13 protein-coding genes and 1 tRNA gene are annotated in these 20150 nt (G+C 70.5%); 11 read left to right on the plus strand and 3 right to left on the minus strand.

Annotated features, from left to right (window positions below; genetic code table 11):
• Nucleotides 1-89 precede the first annotated feature (89 nt).
• The 8 genes from ACIBBH_RS35500 to ACIBBH_RS35535 all read left to right on the plus strand — a co-directional run bounded on the left by ACIBBH_RS35500 (nt 90) and on the right by ACIBBH_RS35535 (nt 12823).
• Nucleotides 90-710: a small secreted protein gene (locus ACIBBH_RS35500; RefSeq protein WP_399411921.1), complete on the plus strand. Its 621-nt coding sequence runs from the start codon at nt 90-92 to the stop codon at nt 708-710.
• Nucleotides 711-729: 19 nt separating this feature from the next.
• Nucleotides 730-2259, plus strand: coding sequence for a methyltransferase (locus ACIBBH_RS35505; RefSeq protein ID WP_399411923.1), 1530 nt, complete (start codon nt 730-732; stop codon nt 2257-2259).
• Nucleotides 2260-3033: 774 nt separating this feature from the next.
• Nucleotides 3034-3231, plus strand: a complete 198-nt coding sequence (locus tag ACIBBH_RS35510) for a hypothetical protein (RefSeq protein WP_399411925.1) — start codon at nt 3034-3036, stop codon at nt 3229-3231.
• A 244-nt stretch (nt 3232-3475) separates the two neighbouring features.
• Nucleotides 3476-6295, plus strand: coding sequence for a type I DNA topoisomerase (gene topA / locus ACIBBH_RS35515; protein WP_399411927.1), 2820 nt, complete (start codon nt 3476-3478; stop codon nt 6293-6295).
• A gap of 147 nt (nt 6296-6442) precedes the next feature.
• On the plus strand, nt 6443-9649 hold the full coding sequence (gene tmk / locus ACIBBH_RS35520) for a dTMP kinase (RefSeq protein WP_399411929.1): 3207 nt from the start codon (nt 6443-6445) through the stop codon (nt 9647-9649).
• 90 nt (nt 9650-9739) lie between these two features.
• Nucleotides 9740-10945, plus strand: a complete 1206-nt coding sequence (locus tag ACIBBH_RS35525) for a DNA polymerase III subunit delta' (protein ID WP_399411931.1) — start codon at nt 9740-9742, stop codon at nt 10943-10945.
• 91 nt (nt 10946-11036) lie between these two features.
• Nucleotides 11037-12632 carry an alpha/beta hydrolase gene (locus ACIBBH_RS35530; RefSeq protein ID WP_399411933.1) on the plus strand — a complete coding sequence of 532 codons (1596 nt, stop codon included), beginning with the start codon at nt 11037-11039 and terminating at the stop codon, nt 12630-12632.
• Nucleotides 12633-12749: 117 nt separating this feature from the next.
• Nucleotides 12750-12823 (plus strand) — tRNA-Thr (locus tag ACIBBH_RS35535).
• A gap of 249 nt (nt 12824-13072) precedes the next feature.
• Here the strand turns inward: ACIBBH_RS35535 and ACIBBH_RS35540 are convergent.
• Together ACIBBH_RS35540 and ACIBBH_RS35545 are read right to left on the minus strand one after the other, a co-directional pair.
• Nucleotides 13073-13261 (minus strand): hypothetical protein, encoded by a 189-nt coding sequence (locus ACIBBH_RS35540; RefSeq protein ID WP_399411935.1) that lies wholly within the window; start codon nt 13259-13261, stop codon nt 13073-13075.
• 259 nt (nt 13262-13520) lie between these two features.
• Nucleotides 13521-14777: a cation:proton antiporter gene (locus tag ACIBBH_RS35545; protein ID WP_399411937.1), complete on the minus strand. Its 1257-nt coding sequence runs from the start codon at nt 14775-14777 to the stop codon at nt 13521-13523.
• A gap of 44 nt (nt 14778-14821) precedes the next feature.
• On the opposite strand from ACIBBH_RS35545, the gene ACIBBH_RS35550 reads away from it, so the two are divergent.
• On the plus strand, nt 14822-14965 hold the full coding sequence (locus ACIBBH_RS35550) for a hypothetical protein (protein ID WP_399411939.1): 144 nt from the start codon (nt 14822-14824) through the stop codon (nt 14963-14965).
• 298 nt (nt 14966-15263) lie between these two features.
• Here ACIBBH_RS35550 and ACIBBH_RS35555 read toward each other — a convergent pair whose 3' ends face one another.
• Nucleotides 15264-16772: an NAD(P)/FAD-dependent oxidoreductase gene (locus ACIBBH_RS35555; RefSeq protein WP_399411941.1), complete on the minus strand. Its 1509-nt coding sequence runs from the start codon at nt 16770-16772 to the stop codon at nt 15264-15266.
• A 697-nt stretch (nt 16773-17469) separates the two neighbouring features.
• Here ACIBBH_RS35555 and fabG point away from each other — a divergent pair.
• Nucleotides 17470-18210, plus strand: coding sequence for a 3-oxoacyl-ACP reductase FabG (gene fabG / locus ACIBBH_RS35560; RefSeq protein WP_399411942.1), 741 nt, complete (start codon nt 17470-17472; stop codon nt 18208-18210).
• A 24-nt stretch (nt 18211-18234) separates the two neighbouring features.
• A complete protein-coding gene (locus ACIBBH_RS35565; protein WP_399411945.1) occupies nt 18235-19683 on the plus strand; it encodes an NDP-hexose 2,3-dehydratase family protein in 1449 nt (482 codons plus the stop codon).
• The last annotated feature ends 467 nt before the right edge of the window (nt 19684-20150 follow it).

Here is a 20150-nt window from a genome sequence, read left to right on the forward strand (position 1 = left end):
ATGGTTCAAATGGTGTCAATACTGCTCTTAACGGATGTTATGCCTGGGGTGTACTCCGTACTGCGTGTAGATTCCGGGGGCCGAGAGCCATGGAAGGGACCAAACCGGTGAACAAGAAGCTCGCGGCCGCGCTGTCCGGCGGTGCGGTACTGGCAGTGGCGCTGACGGGATGCAGCAGCGGCGACAAGGGCAACCCCAAGCTGGATGCCTGGGCCAAGCAGGTCTGCGACGCGGTGCCGGCACAGGACGCCAAGATCAAGGCTGCCAACGCCGCCATCACGAAGACGGCCTCGGACACCACCAACCCGCCGGAGACCATCCAGAAAACGGACTCACAGGCGTTCCAGGACATGTCCGACGGCTACAAGGCGCTCGCCACGGCCATCAACAACGCCGGGGCGCCGCCCGGCGTGGACGACGGCGCCAAGCGGCAGAAGGACGCCGTCAAGAACCTCAACGACCTCTCCGCGGCCTACGCCGACCTGAAGAAGAAGGTCGACCGTCTGGACACGAAGAACCAGGGGAAGTTCGCCACCGGTCTGCACGACATCGCCACCCAGATGACGGACCTGCAGAAGCAGAGCCAGAGCGGCACCGCCGCCCTGAAGAACCTGGAGCAGGGCGACGTCAAGGAGGCGATCGCCAAGCAGGCCAGCTGCAAGAAGGTGTCCACCTCGGCGTCGGCGTCGGCTTCGGCGACAAGCAGCTGAGCCCGGCTCGCGGGTCACAATGGGGGGCGTGAGTAACGCCACTCTGCCCTCCCTTCCGTCCGCCGACCGCCCCGACGTCGCCGCCCGGCTGCGCGACGCCCTGCTCGGCGCCTCCTTCACCGCCGACGGGCTGCTGGAGCTGCTCGGCGCGCCCGCGTACGCGGCGCTGGCCCGCAGCGAGACCGTGCCCGCGCTCCGGGCGACCCGCGGCGACACACCCCTGGAGGCGCTCGTACGGCTCTTCCTGCTCCAGCAGCCCGTGCCGCACGCGCACGTGGCCGAGGTTCTGCCCGTCGAGGAGTGCCTCCAGAGCGGCTGGCTGGTGCGCACGGGCGGTGACGAGGTCGCCGCGACCGTGGACGTACGGCCGTACGGCGGGCCCGGGGGCGAGGACTGGTTCATCGTGTCCGACCTCGGGTGCGCGGTCGGCGGCGCGGGTGGCATCGGCAGCCGGGACGAGGGGGTCGTCCTGGGCGTGGGCGGGGCATCCACGACCCTCGCGGGCATCACCGTCCGTACGCCCGTCGCCTCAGCGCTCGACCTCGGCACCGGCTCCGGCATCCAGGCGCTGCACGCCTCACGGCACGCCACGCGCGTGACGGCGACCGACCTCAACCCGCGCGCGCTGCACATCACCGCGCTGACCCTCGCGCTGTCCGGCGCCCCGGCCGCCGACCTGCGCCAGGGGTCGCTGTTCGAGCCCGTCAAGGAGGGGGAGACGTACGACCTGATCGTGTCCAACCCCCCCTTCGTGATCTCGCCTGGCGCCCGGCTGACGTACCGCGACGGCGGGATGGGCGGGGACGATCTGTGCCGCTCGCTCGTTCAGGGAGCGGGGGAACGGCTGAACGTGGGCGGGTTCGCGCAGTTCCTCGCCAACTGGCAGCACGTGGAAGGGGAGGACTGGCAGGACAGGCTCAGGTCGTGGGTGCCGCGCGGGTGCGATGCCTGGATCGTGCAGCGCGAGGTGCAGGACGTCACGCAGTACGCCGAACTGTGGCTCAGGGACGCGGGCGACCACCGCGGTGACCCGGCCGAGTACCAGGCGCGGTACGACGCCTGGCTGGAGGAGTTCGAGGCGCGGAAGGTCAAGGGGGTGGGCTTCGGCTGGATCACACTGCGCAGGACCGATGCCGCCGAGCCCTCGGTCACCGTGGAGGAGTGGCCGCATTCGATCGAACAGCCGCTCGGTGACACGGTCCGGGCCCACTTCGAACGCCTCGACTACCTGCGGGAGCACGACGACGCGGCCCTGCTCACCGGGCACTTCAGGCTCGCCGCCGAGGTGGTCCAGGAGCAGGTCGGGCTGCCCGGCGCCGAGGACCCGGAGCACGTGGTGCTGCGCCAGCACCGCGGGATGCGCCGGGCCACCAAGGTCGACACCGTCGGCGCCGGTTTCGCGGGCGTCTGCGACGGCACGCTCAGCGCGGGCCGCATCCTGGACGCCATCGCCCAGCTGCTGGGCGAGGACCCGGTGGTGCTCCGCGACCGCACACCGGCGCAGATCCGGCTGCTGGTGGAACAGGGATTCCTGGAACCGGTGGACTGAGGCGCGCAGGGGCGGGGGCCGTCGGCCCAGGGCTGTCGGGACGAGGCCACGTGGTCGGGCGCCGGCCTCGGAGCGCCGGGAGGAGGTCACCCGGGGCCGTGTGCCGGGCCGAGGCCGCCGGGCTCGGGTTCACACCGGGTCCGGGTGGTCGGGCTGGGGTTACGGGGCCGGCGGCTGGGGTGAGGCCGCCCGGGCTGAGTTCTGTGGGGCTGGGTCCCCGGCCGAAGTCGTCGGACTGGACCGTCGGGCCGGGGGCCAGCAGGCCTGGGTTCGCAGGCCGGGGTCGGCAGGCCTGAGTTCGCCGGGCCGGGCCACCCGGCTGAGGGGCGCCAGGTCCGGCGGTGGCCGGATCGAGGGTACGGACCGTGCCGTCGGCGTGCGGGCACCGGGCTGAAGCCCGTTGTCCGAGGGGCGCCTGGCCGGGGCGACCGGGCTGAAGCCCGACGGCTCACGGCCACCCGGCCGGGCCGCTCGGTTCGGGCCGGTAGCCCGCCACGCACCGGCGACCGCCCGCCCGCCCACCACCGCGTCCGCAGGCGTCGGAAACCGGCCAAGAAGCGCGGGAACCGGATGCGCACGCCCGTCGGACGCGCCGATCGCAAGAAATCGACCGGAAAAATACCGGGACCCCACCGATCACCCGGGGGCGCTCGAAGGGGCGTGCGCAGGGGTGCCGGCCCGGCGTTCACCTCGGGTTCGCCCGCCCGCCGCCCGCGCGTGTCAGTCTCCCCGCGCTGGGGACTCGCGGACGGCGGAAAAGGGGCACAAAGGATCATGGAGAGCGGACCGGCGATCTTCGCGGGAGCGGTGTTCGCCCTGCTCGGGGCCGCACTGCTGGTGTGGACCGCCACCCGGGTCCGGCGCGGCGAGCCGGTCGCTCTCGGTGTGAACCAGGTCGCATCGGCGACCCTGGCGGGGCTCGCCGCGGTGATCGCGCTGAGCCTCGGAACGTACTGCCTGACCCGCATCTGAAGGCGGCGCGCGCCATACCGGCGAGTAAGGGGAGCGTCACGCTCCGGACAGGGGCGGACGGGTGGCTGAGGACTCCGGGCGGCAGGAAGGGCGGTAGTCGGGTTACCGTTCGAGTGGCCGTTGCGGGCTTTTCCCGTTTGACACGGGGGCGGGATGTACCGTCACACTCCGCAGCGTCACCAGTACCTCACCCCGGGAGCAAGGCCTGGGGAGGCCCCAGCGTCGACCGGAGAGAAGAGCGAAGTTGTCCCCGACCAGCGAGACCGCACAGGGCGGCCGCCGACTCGTCATCGTCGAGTCGCCTGCCAAGGCGAAGACGATCAAGGGCTATCTCGGCCCCGGCTACGTCGTCGAAGCGAGCGTCGGGCACATCCGCGACCTCCCCAACGGCGCCGCGGAGGTGCCCGAGAAGTACACCGGCGAGGTCCGCCGCCTCGGCGTGGACGTCGACCACGACTTCGAGCCGATCTATGTCGTCAACGCCGACAAGAAGGCCCAGGTCAAGAAGCTCAAGGACCTGCTGAAGGACTCCGACGAGCTCTTCCTCGCCACCGATGAGGACCGCGAGGGCGAGGCCATCGCGTGGCACCTCCTGGAGGTCCTCAAGCCCAAGGTCCCGGTCAAGCGGATGGTCTTCCACGAGATCACCAAGGACGCCATCCGCGAGGCCGTCGCCAATCCGCGCGACCTCAACCAGCGCATGGTCGACGCCCAGGAGACCCGCCGCATCCTCGACCGCCTCTACGGCTACGAGGTCTCGCCGGTCCTGTGGAAGAAGGTCATGCCGCGCCTGTCGGCGGGCCGTGTCCAGTCCGTCGCCACCCGTCTCGTCGTGGAGCGGGAACGCGAGCGCATCGCGTTTCGTTCCGCTGAGTACTGGGACCTGACGGGCGCCTTCGCGACCGGCCGCGCGGGGGACCCGTCGGACCCGTCGTCGCTGGTCGCCCGTCTGCAGACCGTCGACGGCAGGCGGGTCGCGCAGGGCCGCGACTTCGACTCCCTGGGACAACTCAAGAGCGACAGCACCCTGCACCTCGACGAGGCCAACGCCCGCGCCCTCGCCGCCGCCCTGGAGAACACCAGCTTCTCCGTGCGGTCCGTCGAGTCCAAGCCGTACCGCCGCTCGCCGTACGCCCCGTTCCGTACGACGACGCTGCAGCAGGAGGCCAGCCGCAAGCTCGGCTTCGGCGCGAAGGCGACCATGCAGATCGCGCAGAAGCTGTACGAGAACGGCTACATCACGTACATGCGTACGGACTCCACGACCCTGAGCGACACGGCCATCTCCGCCGCCCGCGCCCAGGTCACGCAGCTGTACGGCGCCCAGTACCTGCCGGACTCGCCCCGCACGTACGCCGCGAAGGTCAAGAACGCGCAGGAGGCGCACGAGGCGATCCGCCCCTCGGGTGATCGTTTCCGCACCCCCGCGGAGACCGGCCTGACCGGCGACCAGTTCAAGCTCTACGAGCTGATCTGGAAGCGGACCGTCGCCTCCCAGATGAAGGACGCGACCGGCAACAGCGTGACCGTGAAGATCGGCGGCACCGCGGCCGACGGCCGGGACGTCGAGTTCAGCGCGTCCGGCAAGACGATCACCTTCCACGGCTTCCTGAAGGCCTACGTCGAGGGCGCCGACGACCCGAACGCCGAGCTCGACGACCGCGAGCGCCGGCTTCCGCAGGTCTCCCGGGGCGACGCACTGCGCGCCGAGGAGATCACGGTCGACGGGCACGCCACCAAGCCCCCGGCCCGCTACACCGAGGCCTCGCTGGTCAAGGAGCTGGAAGAGCGCGAGATCGGCCGCCCCTCGACGTACGCGTCGATCATCGGCACGATCCTCGACCGCGGCTATGTGTTCAAGAAGGGCACGGCCCTGGTGCCGTCCTTCCTGTCCTTCGCCGTGGTCAACCTCCTGGAGAAGCACTTCGGGCGGCTCGTGGACTACGACTTCACCGCCAAGATGGAGGACGACCTCGACCGCATCGCGCGCGGCGAGGCACAGGCCGTGCCGTGGCTGAAGCGGTTCTACTTCGGTGAGGGCACGGCCGCGGGCGAGGCCGCCGACGCCGGCAACGGCGACGGGGACCACCTCGGCGGCCTCAAGGAACTGGTGACCGACCTGGGCGCGATCGACGCCCGCGAGGTGTCCTCGTTCCCCGTGGGCGACGGCATCGTGCTGCGCGTCGGCCGGTACGGTCCGTACATCGAGCGCGGCGAGAAGGACACCGAGCAGCACCAGCGCGCCGACATCCCGGAGGACCTGGCGCCGGACGAGCTGACCGTCGAGCTGGCCGAGGAGCTGCTGGCCAAGCCGAGCGGCGACTTCGAACTGGGCACCGACCCGGAGACCGGCCACCAGATCATCGCCAAGGACGGCCGCTACGGCCCGTACGTCACCGAGGTGCTCCCCGAGGGCACCCCGAAGACCGGCAAGAACGCCGTCAAGCCGCGTACGGCCTCGCTGTTCAAGTCGATGTCGCTGGACACGGTCACGCTTCAGGACGCGCTCAAGCTGATGTCGCTGCCGCGTGTCGTCGGCACGGACGCGGACGGCGTGGAGATCACCGCGCAGAACGGCCGCTACGGCCCGTACCTGAAGAAGGGCACGGACTCGCGCTCGCTGCAGTCCGAGGACCAGATCTTCACGATCACGCTGGAGGAGGCGCAGGCGATCTACGCCCAGCCCAAGCAGCGTGGGCGTGCCGCCGCCAAGCCGCCGCTGAAGGAGCTGGGCGAGGACCCGGTCAGCGGAAAGCCGGTCGTCGTCAAGGACGGTCGCTTCGGGCCGTACGTCACCGACGGGGAGACCAACGCGACGCTGCGCTCCGGCGACAGCGTCGAGACGATCACCCCGGAGCGCGGCTTCGAACTGCTCGCCGAGAAGCGGGCGAAGGCGCCCGCCAAGAAGACGGCGAAGAAGGCGACCGCGAAGAAGGCCGCCCCGGCGAAGAAGACCGCTGCCAAGAAGACGGCCGCGAAGAAGACGACGACGGCAGCGAAGAAGACCACCGCCAAGAAGACCACCGCGAAGAAGGCGACGGCTTCCAAGGCGGCGGAGGACTGAGCGGGGCTGAGGACCGAGGATCCGGCACCCGCTGATCCTTCACGTCGGCTTCGCGAAACGCACGCCCCGGCATCACTTTGGTGTCGGGGTGTGCGCACGTTCGGACGGTCGCGTCGGGCTGTCAGCCGCTGCCGATAGGCTGAAAGCATGACGCGAGCCGAGCAGCCCACGGCCCACAACCCGGCCCCCGACGACGCCCTGGTGGCGGACTCCCGTGAGCGCGCCGTCCGTGCGCTGTTGCGACGGCCGCGGCTGAGGCGGCTGTGGAGCGCGCAGCTCGTGAGCGGTGTCGGCGACACCCTCGCCCTCCTCGTCCTGGTCGTGCTCGCCCTCCAGGCGGCGATCGCCGAGGGCTCCTTCGGCGGCGGCTACCGGGGCGTGGCGTTCGCAGTGGCGACCGTCTTCGCGGCGCGCATCCTGGCGACCCTGCTCTTCGGCGCCGTCCTCCTCGGACCGCTCACCTCGCTCACCTCCCCGGACGGCCCGCTCGACCGACGCTGGACCATGGTCGGCGCCGACGGACTGCGCGCCGCGCTGCTGATCGTCGCCCCGCTGTGGATCGACTGGACCCCGGCCGACGCGCTGGCGGTCCTGTTGGTCACCGCCTTCGTCACCGGGGTCGCCGAGCGCTTCTGGACCGTGTGCCGGGAGAGCGCCGCCCCCGCACTGCTCCCCCCGCCGCCCCCGGAGGGCGCGACGGTACGGCCGCTGCCCGACCACATGGACGCCCTGCGCCGCCTGTCACTGCGGACCGGCTTCCTGGCGATCCCCCTCGCGGCCGCCGCCCTCGTCGTCGCGGCGCTGCTCAACAACCTGCTGGGCGCCGGGATCGCCTGGTTCGCCCAGCACCAGGCGGCCCTCGGGTCGTACGTGGCGGCCGGGATGTTCGCCGCATCCCTGTCCGTGCTGACCTCCCTGGAGCTGCCCGCCACCCGCACCCCCCGCGCGCGGTCCCCGCTCGAGGGACTGCGCCGCCCCAGGACCGGCACGGTTGTCGACAAGGGCCGTACGGGGGCGCTTCCGCTGCTCGTCCTGGCCTGCGCCGCCGTCGCCGCGGCGGTCTCCGCCGCCGTGGCCGTGGCCGTGCTGCACGCCAAGGACCTGGGCGGCGGCCCGGTGCTGTACGGGCTGCTGGTGCTCGCGCTGACCGGCGGAGTCGTCCTCGGCATCCGTACGGCGCCCGCCGTCCTGCCCTCCCTCTCCCGCCGCAGGCTGCTGGCGCTGGCGATCGCCTTCGCCGGTATCGCGCTGCTCGCCGCCGGTCTCGTCCCGGACGTCACCACCGTGCTGCTGATCGCCGCGCTGGCTGGCGTCGGCGCGGGCGTCGCCGCCAACACCGGGCACACGCTGCTCGACCAGGAGGCCGAGGACTACCGCCGGCCGCGCACCACCGAGCACCTGCACGCGGTCGTACGGGTCTTCGTGGCGCTCGGCGCGCTCATCGCGCCCCTGGTGGCGGCGCTCATCGGCCCGCACCGCCTGGAGAACGGCAAGTTCGTCTTCGCGCACGGCGGCGCCGCCTTCACACTGATGCTGGTCGGCGCGCTGCTGCTGCCGGTGGCCGCGCTGGTGCTGGCCAAGGTCGACGACCGCTCCGGCGTGCCGCTGCGGCACGACCTGCGGGACGCGCTGCTCGGCGGCGACGACCCCGCGACGGTCCCCGCGGACAAGGGTTTCTTCATCGCCCTGGAGGGCGGCGACGGCGCCGGCAAGTCCACCCAGGCCGAGGCCCTCGCCGAGTGGATCAGGGCCAAGGGCCACGAGGTCGTGCTCACGCGCGAGCCCGGGGCGACGCCGGTGGGCAAACGGCTGCGCTCCATCCTGCTGGACGTGTCGTCGGCGGGCCTGTCGCACCGCGCGGAGGCGCTGCTGTACGCCGCCGACCGGGCGGAACACGTCGACACCGTCGTACGGCCCGCCCTGGAGCGGGGGGCCGTCGTCATCTCCGACCGGTACATCGACTCGTCGGTGGCCTACCAGGGAGCGGGCCGCGACCTGTCCCCGACCGAGATCGCCCGCATCAACCGCTGGGCGACCAACGGACTGGTCCCGCACCTGACCGTCCTGCTGGACGTCTCCCCGGAGGCCGCCCGGGAGCGGTTCACGGAGGCGCCGGACCGGCTGGAGTCGGAGCCCGCCGAGTTCCACGCGCGCGTGCGGGCCGGTTTCCTCACCCTCGCCGCCTCCGACCCGGGCCGCTACCTGGTCGTGGACGCGGGGCAGGAGCCCGAGGCCGTCACGACCGTGATCCGGCACCGGCTCGACACCGTCCTGCCGCTGTCCGAGGCGGAGATCAAGGCCCGGGAGGAGGCGCGGAAGAAGGCCGAGGAGGAGGCCCGCCGCAAGGCCGAGGAAGAGGCCGCCCGCAAGGCCGAGGAGGAGCGCCTGGAGCGTGAGCGCCAGGAGCAGCTGGCCCGGCTGCGCGCCGAGGAGGAGGAGCGCAAGCGGCGCGAGCTGGAGGAGGCGCAGCGGCGCGAGGCCGAACGGCAGGCGGAAGAGGCCCGGCAGCGGGCCGAGGAAGCCCGCAGGCGTGCCGAGGAGGAGCGGGCCCGGCTCCTCGCCGAGGAGAAGGCCCGCGCCGAGGAGGAGGCCCGCCGCAAGGCCGAGGAGGAGCGCCGGCGCCGGCAGGCCGAGGAGGAGGCCCGGCTGCGCGCCGAGGCCGAGGCGCTGCGCCTGGAGAAGCAGCGCAAGGCCGAGGAGGCGCTGCTGCGCGCCGAGGAGGCCCGCAGAGCGGCCGAGCGGGCAGCGGCAGAGGCACAGGCCGGGCCGCGTCCGGGGGTGCCCGACGCCGCCGCGGTCCCGCCGGAGGCGGCGACCGTTCCCACGCCCGTGGTGACGCCGACGAACGCCTCGGGCGGACCGGTGGAGGAGACGGCCGTACTGCGGCCCGTCCGGGACGGGGACGCCGCGGGCGGACCCGGCTCCGGCCCCGACGCCGAGGTGACGGCGGAACTGCCGCAGCCGCCGGTCACCCCCGGCGCGGCGGACGAGACGGCGGTGCTGCCGCCGGTGCCGCCCGGCGCGGCGGATGAGACGGCCGCACTGCCACCGGTGGCTCCAGGCGCGGCGGACGAGACCGCCGTACTCCCCCCGGTGCGGGGCGACGATCCCGCGAACCGGGTGCCGCCGGGGTTCTTCCGGGACGAGCGGGCGGCGGGGCCCGATGGTTCCGAGGGCCGTACGCGGGAGCTGCCGCAGGTCGACGAGGACGGGGCGCCCCGGCGGCGGGAGCGGCCCGACTGGGCCGAGGAGACACCGCTGGACGACCTGCCGACGCTGGCGGACGAACTGCTCGGACCGCACGGGAACGACGAGGAGCCCGGCGAGGGGCGTTGGCAGGGCCGGGGGCGCTGAGCCCCCTTCGCCCGCCGGCCCGGCCGTTGTCAGTGCCGCCCCGCACAATGGATTGCGCAAGGTGAACGTGACGGAAGGGCGGCGTGACCCATGACCGTGTGGGACGACCTCGTCGGGCAGGAGAAGGTCGCCGAGCTGCTCGACGGCGCGGCTCGGGACGCCGACGCCCTCGTCACCGCGGCCGCCGCCGACACGCCCGTGCCGGAGACCTCGCGGATGACGCACGCCTGGCTGTTCACGGGCCCGCCCGGCGCGGGCCGCAACCAGGCGGCGCGCGCCTTCGCCGCCGCGCTGCAGTGCGTGAGCCCCGACCGCGCCCTCGGCGGAGCCCCCGGCTGCGGCTTCTGCGACGGCTGCCACACGGCGCTGGTCGGCACCCACGCGGACGTCACCACGGTCGCCGCGGTCGGCGCCGAGATCCTGGTCAAGGACATGCGGGACACCGTCCGCAAGTCGTTCACCGCGCCGGCGAACGGCCGCTGGCAGATCATCCTCGTCGAGGACGCCGAGCGGCTGAACGAGAAGTCGGCCAACGCCGTCCTCAAGGCCGTGGAGGAGCCCGCCCCTCGCACGGTCTGGCTCCTGTGCGCACCCTCGCTCGAGGACGTCCTGCCCACCATCCGCTCCCGCTGCCGCCACCTCACGTTGCGTACGCCGGCGGTTGACGCCGTCGCCGGCATGCTCGTACGACGCGAGGGCGTCGAGCCCGACGTGGCCGTCGCCGCGGCTCGCGCCACACAGGGCCATGTCGACCGGGCCCGCCGCCTGGCCACCGACCCGGCCGCCCGTGAGCGCCGCGCCGCCGTGCTGCAGCTGCCGCTGCGGCTGGACGAGGTCGGCGCCTGCCTCAAGGCCGCCCAGGAGCTCGTCGACGCCGCGGCGGAGGACGCCAAGCAGCTCGCCGAGGAGATGGACGGCAAGGAGACCGAGGAGCTGAAGGCGGCCCTCGGCGCGCCCCAGGGCGGGCGGCTGCCGCGCGGCACGGCGGGCGTGATGAAGGACCTGGAGGAGATGCAGAAGCGGCGCAGAACGCGTACACAGCGCGACAGCCTGGATGTCGCCCTGGGCGACCTCACCGCCTTCTACCGCGACGTCCTCGCCCTCCAGCTCGGCTCCCGCGTGGCCATCGCCAACGCGGACGCCGAGGACACCCTGGAGCGGATCGCCCGGGGCAGCTCACCGGAGGCCACGCTCCGCCGCATCGAGGCGATCGCCGCCTGCCGGGAGGCCCTCGACCGCAACGTGGCGCCGCTGCTGGCGGTGGAGGCGATGACGATGGCCCTGAGAGCGGGGTGAACCAGCGCACACAGGTTGACGGGCCTCACACGTAAGAGGCACGGCGCACACATAGGGCATTCGAACCATGACACAGCGTTACGATCGCCTGATGCACCTCAGGCGAATCCTCCGCCCGACCGCCCGAACCACGACCTGGGCCCGGCCCCGAAGGGTGGCCGTACCCCTCCTCGCGGCCGCCGCGCTGCTCGTCTCCGCCTGCTCCTCCGGTAGCGCGTCGAGTGCGGCCGAGGCGGCGCTCGCCGCGCTGCCCCGCTCCACCCCCTCCTCCCTCGCGCCGTACTACGCGCAGAAGCTGGCCTGGCGCAGCTGCGGTGTCCCCGGTTTCCAGTGCGCGACCCTGAAAGCCCCGCTGGACTTCGCAAAGCCCGCCTCGGGTGACATCCGGCTCGCCGTCGCCCGCAAGAAGGCCACCGGCAAGGGAAAGCCCCTCGGCTCGCTCCTGGTCAACCCGGGCGGGCCGGGCGGTTCGGCGGTCGCCTACCTGCAGCAGTACGCCGGCGTCGGCTACCCGGCCGGGGTCCGCGCCCGCTACGACATGGTCGCGATGGACCCGCGCGGCGTCGCCCGCAGCGAACCCGTCGAATGCCTCAGCGGGCGGCAGATGGACGCGTACACCCAGACGGACGTCACCCCCGACGACCAGAAGGAGACGAACGCCCTGGTCAAGGAGTACCGGAAGTTCGCCGAGGGCTGCGGGGCGCACGAGCCTGCACTGCTGCGCCACGTCTCCACGGTGGAGGCGGCCCGGGACATGGACATCCTGCGGGCCGTGCTGGGCGACCGGAAGCTGAACTACGTAGGGGCGTCGTACGGGACATTCCTCGGGGCGACGTACGCGGGCCTGTTCCCGGAGCGTGTGGGCCGGATGGTCCTGGACGGCGCGATGGACCCCTCCCTCTCCGCGCGCCGCCTGAACCTGGACCAGACGGCGGGTTTCGACACGGCCTTCCAGGCCTTCGCCAAGGACTGCGTCCGTCACAGCGACTGCCCGCTCGGCCACAAGGGCACGACGCCCGCCCAGGTCGGCGACCACCTCAAGGCCTTCTTCCACAAGCTCGACGGCCACCCCGTCCCGACCGGCGACCGGGACGGCCGCAAGCTCGGCGAGGCCCTCGCCACGACCGGGGTGATCGCCGCGATGTACGACGAGGAGGCCTGGCCCCAGCTGCGGGCGGCGCTCACCTCGGCGATGAAGGGCAACGACGGCTCGGGCCTGCTGGCACTCTCCGACAGCTACTACGAGCGCGACTCCGGCGGCCGCTACACCAACCTGATGTTCGCCAACGCCGCCGTGAACTGCCTGGACCTGCCGGCCGCGTTCTCCACACCCGAGCAGGTGAAGGAAGCCCTCCCCGCCTTCGAGAAGGCGTCTCCGGTCTTCGGTGAAGGCCTGGCCTGGGCCTCCCTGAACTGCGCGTACTGGCCGGTGAAGCCCACGGGCGAACCCCACCGCATCCAGGCCAAGGGCGCGGCCCCGATCGTCGTGGTCGGCACCACCCGCGACCCGGCCACCCCCTACCGCTGGGCCCAGTCCCTCTCCCGCCAGCTCACCTCGGCCCGCCTGCTCACCTACGTCGGCGACGGCCACACCGCCTACGGCCGGGGCAGCGCCTGCATCGACTCCGCGATCAACACCTACCTCCTCCACGGCACACCCCCCGCCCCGGGCAAGCGCTGCACATAACCGGCCCACCGCCCCGGCGCACGCCCCGGAGTCCCCGCTCCGGGGCGTGTACGAAGCACCCCGGGAAACTGTGTAGACTTACCGACGTTGCTGATCGCACCATGGTGCGGACAGCGCGCCGCTTTAGCTCAGATGGCCAGAGCAACGCACTCGTAATGCGTAGGTCTCGGGTTCGAATCCCGAAAGCGGCTCAGTCGAGGACCAGGTCAGAGACTATCTGACCTGGTCCTTTTTGCTTTTCTTAACCTTTCGCGTCACCTTACGGAGGCGCTGGAGTGCAGGCTCGGCCTCGGGTGAGGTCGAGGCGTGGCCATCAGTGCCGATTGCACTGCACCCGTGCGGCCAAGCCCCGGCGATCCTCGGGCAAGTGGTCTGCGGTGGGACTGTAGGACTCTGATAAAGGTGTCACCGCGTGGAGGTTGAGCCGTGCCTGACCCGGCTCAACCTCCACGCGGACTTATCTCTTCGGCGGTCTTGTGGGCGCCGCGGCGGGTGGCGTTCTTGGGGATCTCCTCCAGCGTCGTGACCACGACCGCCTCCACCTGATCAACGCTGATGGTGGGCGGCCGGCCCGGCCGGGGCTCGTCGACCAGGCCGTCCAGCCGCTCCGCCGAAACCGGCGCCGCCACTTGCGGACGGTGTCGGCGGCCACCCGCAACTCGCGGGCGACCACGACGACCGGTGGTACCTCCGGACCCGCGCACGCCAGCACGATCCGCCCGCGCAGGGCCAGCGCCTGGGCCGACGACGCCCGCCGCGTCCACCGCTCCAACACCGCCCGCTCGCCATCAGACAGCAGCAACGGCTCCAGCTTCGGGCCCGACGAGGAATTGGCGCACAGCAGCAGAAGTCACACAAGTACTAACGATCAACTACTGGCGCAGGACACTAGGAGCTCGTGGCCACGGGTTCCGGCTCCCGCTCGCGGGCCGGCTGCGGGAGGTCGACCGGCTTTGCGTAGACGCGGGACAGCAGCGGCCCGGTCATCACCGTCGTCACCACGGCCATCACGACCATCAGCGAGTAGAGCGAGCCGTCCAGCAGCCCGAGTTGGAGTCCGACACCGAGGATCACCAGCTCGGTCAGCCCGCGGGTGTTCATCAGCACGGCGAGCGCCGAGGCCGGCCGGGGCGGCAGGCCCTGGCTACGGGAGCCGAGGTAGGTGCCGCCGAACTTACCGACGAGCGCGACCAGGAGGATCACGCCCAGCTGGGCGAACTCTCCGGAGCCGAGCCCGCCCAGGTCGACCTTGAGGCCGGCCACCACGAAGTACACCGGCAGCAGCAGCGAGGTGACCTGGCCCGTCCGGCCGTGGATCTCGGTGCGGATGGCGTCCGCGCCGGCCCGGGGCATCACCACGCCGAACAGGAACGCGCCGAAGATGAAGTGCATCCCCATCGCCTCGGTGGCCGCCGCGGACAGCAGCGCACCGATCAGCACCACGGCGAACTTCTGCGGGCCGAGCGGAACGGCCTGTCCGCCCGGGGCCAGCAGAGCGCGCAGCAGCGGGCGCACCACCAGCAGCATCACCGCGAGGAACGGCACGGTGAGCACCACCAGCCAGTGCTCCGAGCCGCCGCCGACCGCCGCCTGCACGCCGGCCAGCGCCGTCCAGGCGACCACGTCGACCGCGGCGGCTACGGCCAGCGCGAGGCTGCCGACCGCGGTGTTGCCCAGACCCCGGTCGGTGAGGATCCGGGCGAGCACCGGGAACGCCGTCACCGAGACGGACAGTCCGATGAAGACGACGAACGCCGCGTGGTTGTGGCTGCCGTGGCCGTGCAGCAGGTAGAACGCCAGCGGGATGCCGAGCGCGAAGGGTACGAGGGTGGAGCCGAGCACCGCTCCGGCGGCGACCCGGCCCCGGCCCCGCAGCTTGCCGCTCTCCAGCTCGAGCCCGACCCCGAACATGAACAGGGCGACCCCGACGTCGGCCATCCCGGTGAGCAGCGGGCGGATGCCGACCGGGAAGAGCGCGTCCGACACCGCCCCGTGCAGCAGGGTGGGGCCGAGCAGCACGCCCGCGAGGATCTCGCCCACCACGGCCGGCTGCTGGATCCGGACCGCCAGATGGCCGAGGCCGCGGGCCAGGAAGAGGATCAGCGCGATGTCGACGAACAGCAACTGCACCTGATGACTGGTCATATCCCGTATGCCTCGCTCAGATAATCCGACTAGGGCTCACCGTCATGGTCGAACTGGCGGTCCGGCGCATCGCGGACCTCGCCACCTCGGGGACCCCGCAGATGGAGACCGTGACAAGCGGCTACCGCTTCGCCTTCGTGACCGCCGCGATCGTGCTGCTGGTCGGTGCGCTGGGGCGCGGCTGCTGATGCAGCGCACCCGAGTGCCGTCGAACGAGCAGGGCGCCGACGGGCAGCCGACCGACCTCGGATTGGAGATCCCGTGAACCCTTACCGTGGCTACTGGCTCGGCCTCCTCCCGCAGCTGCCCCCGGCCCCCGCGCTGCCTTCCGCGCCCAGGCCAGCGGGCGCGGAGGGCAACTGGTCAATCGAGAAGCAGGTTTACGTGCCGGCGTCGGAGCGCCGCCGGCGGCTGGAGGAGCGCGAGCGGGCCGCCGGCGCGGATCGGTCGATCACCGCGCCGAACCCCTCGCCCACCGGTGGCCGACTACGGGAGCACCGACGCCGCTTCGTGACCCTGCTCCTGGGAAGTCACGGCCCGAATCCCCAGCCGCGGCTGCATGACCAGATGCAGGCCGCTCACGGCGTCATAGAGGTCATTGGCGTCGATGACCCCCGGTGCCGCGGTGAGACGCGCGCCGGGCGCGGTGTCACCCTGCGCCCGTGCCTGCGCCACCGCCGCGGCGATGAGCAACTGCTGCACCGGTGAGGGCTCTCCGGTCGTCGCCTTCTCGATGATCTCATGGATCGGTCGCCCGCCTCGGCCCGCTGCGTCCGCCGCCTCACGCATGTCGGTCAGGCCCGCGGTGATCTCACCGAACGACTGCGCTGAGGAGTGCCAGTGCTCCGGCTCCTGCCGGGCCAGGGTCTCGGCCAGCGCGAAGTAGCGGTCCTTGCCGGCGTGCTTCTGGTAGAACCCGGCGACAAGAGTGAAGAGTCGCTGGTACGCGTTGCGGAACAACGACTCGTAGAAAGCAAGCGCCTCGCGCTCGCTGACCTCGCCGTCGGCGATTGCCACGACCGAGGCCGCCGCGAGCAACCCGCTGTACATGCCGAGGTGAACACCGGTGGAGAGCAGCGGATCGAGGAAACACGCCGCGTCTCCCAGCAGGAAGTGACCGGGGCCACAGAAGCTGTCGGCGACATACGAAAAGTCCTGTTCCACCCGGGCTCCGGGCTGGAAGGTGCCCTTGGCCAGTATCTCTCGTACGGCGGGCGACTCGTCGACCATCTTCAGGAGCATCTCGTCGAGCGAGCCGAACTCCTTGCGGCGCTCGACGAAAATCGACTTGTGTGCGACGAACCCGACACTGAAGCGGTTGTCCCGCAGCGGGATGACCCAGTACCAGCCCTCGGGTGAGGAGATGACATTGATACCGCCGGACGGGCTGCCGGGCAGCAGTTCACCGCCCTCCCAGTACCCCCAGATCGCCACATTGCGGAAGATCTCTTGGGGTTGCCGGTTGTTGAAGTGCTGAGCGCTGATGAGGCCGGCCCGGCCCGAGGCATCGAGGACGAAGTCGGCCCGCGAGATTTGTTTGGCCTTGTCGCCAGGCGCTGTCCACTCCACACCGGTCGCGCGGTCGCCCTCGAAGACGACCCGGTGGACATGCGCCCCCTGCACGACCTGGGCGCCGCTTTCACTCGCGTGATCCAGCAGCACGGTGTCGAAATCGTCGCGGTCGACCTGCCAGGACCGAATGTCGGGGCCGAACTGTTCGGTCCAGTCGATGGCCCAATCCTTCTCTTGCCCCCATCGCACCAGCAGACCCGTCTTCGACGTATAGCCTCGGGCGTCGACCTTTTCGAGTGCCCCGAGATAGTCGAGAATCACGCGGCAGGAGGTCGAGAAGGATTCCCCGATATGATAACGCGGGAATGTAGCCCGCTCCAGCAGGGTGACCGATATTCCTGCCCTGGCCAGCAGCGCGGCAGCGGTCGAACCAGCCGGACCGCCGCCGACCACGATTACCTGAGTCACAAACTCACCCTTCATTTATCCAAGTGGCGTCCTGGTGTGACCGGCGCTGGGCAAGCAGCGTTCAAGCCGAGTACGGGCCGCTCCTACTTGCCTGGCGTGGGGGCGGCCGATCCGCCGACTGCCGGGCACCTGCCGCCGCCTTGCCTGACTACCGCGGTGTTCCTCATCTTGTTCACGACCACTTCACCGGATGTCATCCAACAGCTTCTTCGTAACTCCAGCGAAGTTCAAGCCGCAGAATTCTACGTTTTCACTAGGTTGCAGCGCGCAAACGCTAACTCCGAATAGCCTCGATTCGTCAGTGGGGTTTGGTTGCTGAGCGGCTCGGCGGTTCGCCCGTTGTGTCCCCTGGCAGTTCGGGTGGGCCGTCGCGTGACGCTGCGGGTCCGCCGGGTTCCACGGGCCCGGAGTGCACCAGCGACGCGGACCGGTCACCCAGATGCCCGGGCACGTACGCCCGCACCTCGTCCAGCAGCGCGTCCGCCGACCACGAGGCCGCATTGAGGAACTAAGGCATCGGGGACATTACGGGCGAACCGCCGGGGCGATTACCGAGCTCAGGCGGATGACGGATCGAGGATGACTGCTTGTCATAATCTAGCGAAAAATTAGAGGATCGCTGCTTGTGCTCTGCGGTAACTCCTAAGAAGCTGTTGCGTAATATCCGGTGAGCTGAGTCTCGGCTGGATGGACGACAACGGGGAGTTGCTTGATGAGCCACAGTGTTCGGCGTATCGCCCTGGTGACGGGCGGCTCGCGCGGAATTGGCCGAGCCGTGGTACTGCGGTTGGTCCGCGATGGATTCGATGTAGCGTTCTGTTATCAGCGTGAATCGGAGGCGGTCACCGACCTGGAGAAAGCCGTGACTGAACTCGGCGGGCGCGTGTCGCACCGTCGGGTGAATGTAGCAGACGCGGCGCTGGTACGGGAATGGGTGCTCGACGTCGAGAACTCATTCGGGCCGATCGACGTGGTGGTGACCTCCGCCGGAATCGTGCGCGACGGGCCGCTGGTTATGATGCAGGACAAGGATTGGCAGGACGTCATCGATGTCAATCTCAACGGCACATTCAACGTCTGTCGGGCCGCGGTTTTCGGAATGCTGAAGCGCAAATCCGGATGCATTGTCAACATATCTTCGGTGGCGGGCGTCCACGGAAATTCGACCCAGGCGAACTACTCCGCCTCGAAGGCCGGAATCATTGGATTCACGAAGGCCCTCTCAAAAGAGGTCGGCCGATATGCGATCCGTGTCAACGCGGTGGCGCCCGGGTTCATCGAGACCGATATGGTCGCCGGGATTTCCGACGGATTGCTGAGCAAAGCCGTGGCCGGCGTCTCACTGGGCCGGATGGGACAACCCGACGAGGTGGCCGACGCAGTCGCGTACCTGGTGACGGCGGAATACGTCACAGGCTCGGTGCTCCAGATCGATGGCGGCCTTTCGATCTGACGTCCTTACACGAGGAGTACAGGTATGAGCCCCACCAAGACACTGCGCACAGAGCGCTCCGCCAGCGAGTCCGTGGACAGTGGCCGCCGTTTCACGAGGTCGGCGTCCCTTCTCGATTCCACGGTGACCTCGAACGACGTCTTCGATCGCTGGTTCGCCGACCAGCGGGTTCGCAACCGGTTCGAGGTCAACCGCATACCGTTCAAGGACCTGCGTGGCTGGCAGTTCCACCCGGAGACCGGAAACCTGGGCCACACCAGTGGTCGGTTCTTCACCGTCGAGGGCCTCCGTGTCGAGACGAACTGGGGTCATCACCCCTCGTGGGCGCAGCCGATCATCAATCAGCCCGAGATCGGCATCCTTGGAATCGTGGTCAAGGAATTCGACGGTGTTCTGCACTGCCTGATGCAGGCGAAGATGGAACCCGGGAATCTCAACACCATCCAGCTCTCACCGACGGTGCAGGCCACTCGCAGCAATTTCACCGGAGTGCACGGCGGACGCGGGATCACCTTCATCGAGTACTTCAGGGACCCGGAGCGCGGTCGGGTAATCGTCGACTCGCTGCAGTCCGAGCAGGCCTCCTGGTTCCTGCGCAAGCGCAACCGGAACATGATCGTCGAGGTCACCGAGGAGGTTCCGCCGCACGAGGACTTCGTCTGGCTGACCCTCGGTCAGATCCATCAGCTCCTCTCCCAGGACAACATCGTCAACATGGACGCCCGGACTGTGCTGTCCTGCATCCCGTTCGACGCACCCAACGGTCCTGCCCGGTGGGGCTCGGCCAGCCCGTTTCGGGAGGGTCTGGTGCGGTCAATGTCGGCCGACCAGGGCTCCTTGCACAGTACGGGCGAGATCCTGAGCTGGCTGACCGACCTCAAGACCCGGCACGCGCTGGTCCAGCGCAGCGTGCCGCTTCACGAGGTCGAACACTGGCATGTATCGGCCGACGAGATCGGCCATGAGACGGGGAAGTACTTCACCATCATCGCGGCCGATGTCCGGGCCCCCAACCGGGAGGTCACCAGCTGGACTCAGCCACTCCTGGCTCCCGTCGAGTGCGGCCGGGTCGCGATGATCGTCCGGCGGATCGACGGAGTACTGCACCTACTGCTCCGGGCCCGACTGGAAGCTGGAGTGCTCAATGTCGCGGAGCTCGGCCCGACGGTGCAGTGCCTGCCGGGCAACTTCCGCGACCTCCCGGAGGAGCAACGCCCGCCCTACCTCGACCGGGTGTTGACGGCCGAACCGGGACAGCTGCGCTACGACGTGGTGCAGTCCGAGGAGGGCGGTCGCTTCTACCACGCCGAGAACCGCTACCAGATCATCGAGGTCGGAGAGGAGTTCGAGCTCGAAGAAGCGCCGGGATATCGATGGATGACAGTGGATCAGGTGACCCGGCTGCTGCCGCACAGCAATTACCTGAACATCCAGACCCGCAGCCTACTGGCCGGCCTGCACACCATCTGGTGACCGCTACACCGCGCCGGCCGACGCGTACGTCGGCGCGAGGGACTGGCTGGCGGTTCCGATGCGGTCACGCGGTCCGAGGCGAGGCCCTGGAGGGCGCCCACTGGCTCCGGTCGATGGGAGCACCTCCCGGCCGAGATCAGGGGAACTTCACTCCCCCATCTCTTCCCTCTGTGACGGCGTGGCGCGAAACATCCCGCTTTGTCGGGTTAGGGGCACGACAGGAGTCCGCCTCGTATGACCAGTAAGAACGCGCCCGACCTCGATCCGGCCGCGCAGCCGAAGCGCCGCACCTTCAGCCCCGAGTCCAAGCTGCGGATCGTGGCTGCGTGTGATGCCGCGCCCAAGGGCGAGAAGGGCACCGTGCTACACCACGAGCGGCTGCCTGACTCGCACATCAAGGAGTGGCGCGCGGCCCGGGGCGTCGGCGCGCCGGCCGCCAGGTCGACCGCCGGAGCTCCCCGGCCCGG

The sequence above is a fragment of the Streptomyces sp. NPDC051636 genome (genome assembly GCF_044453765.1).
Classification (GTDB): domain Bacteria; phylum Actinomycetota; class Actinomycetes; order Streptomycetales; family Streptomycetaceae; genus Streptomyces.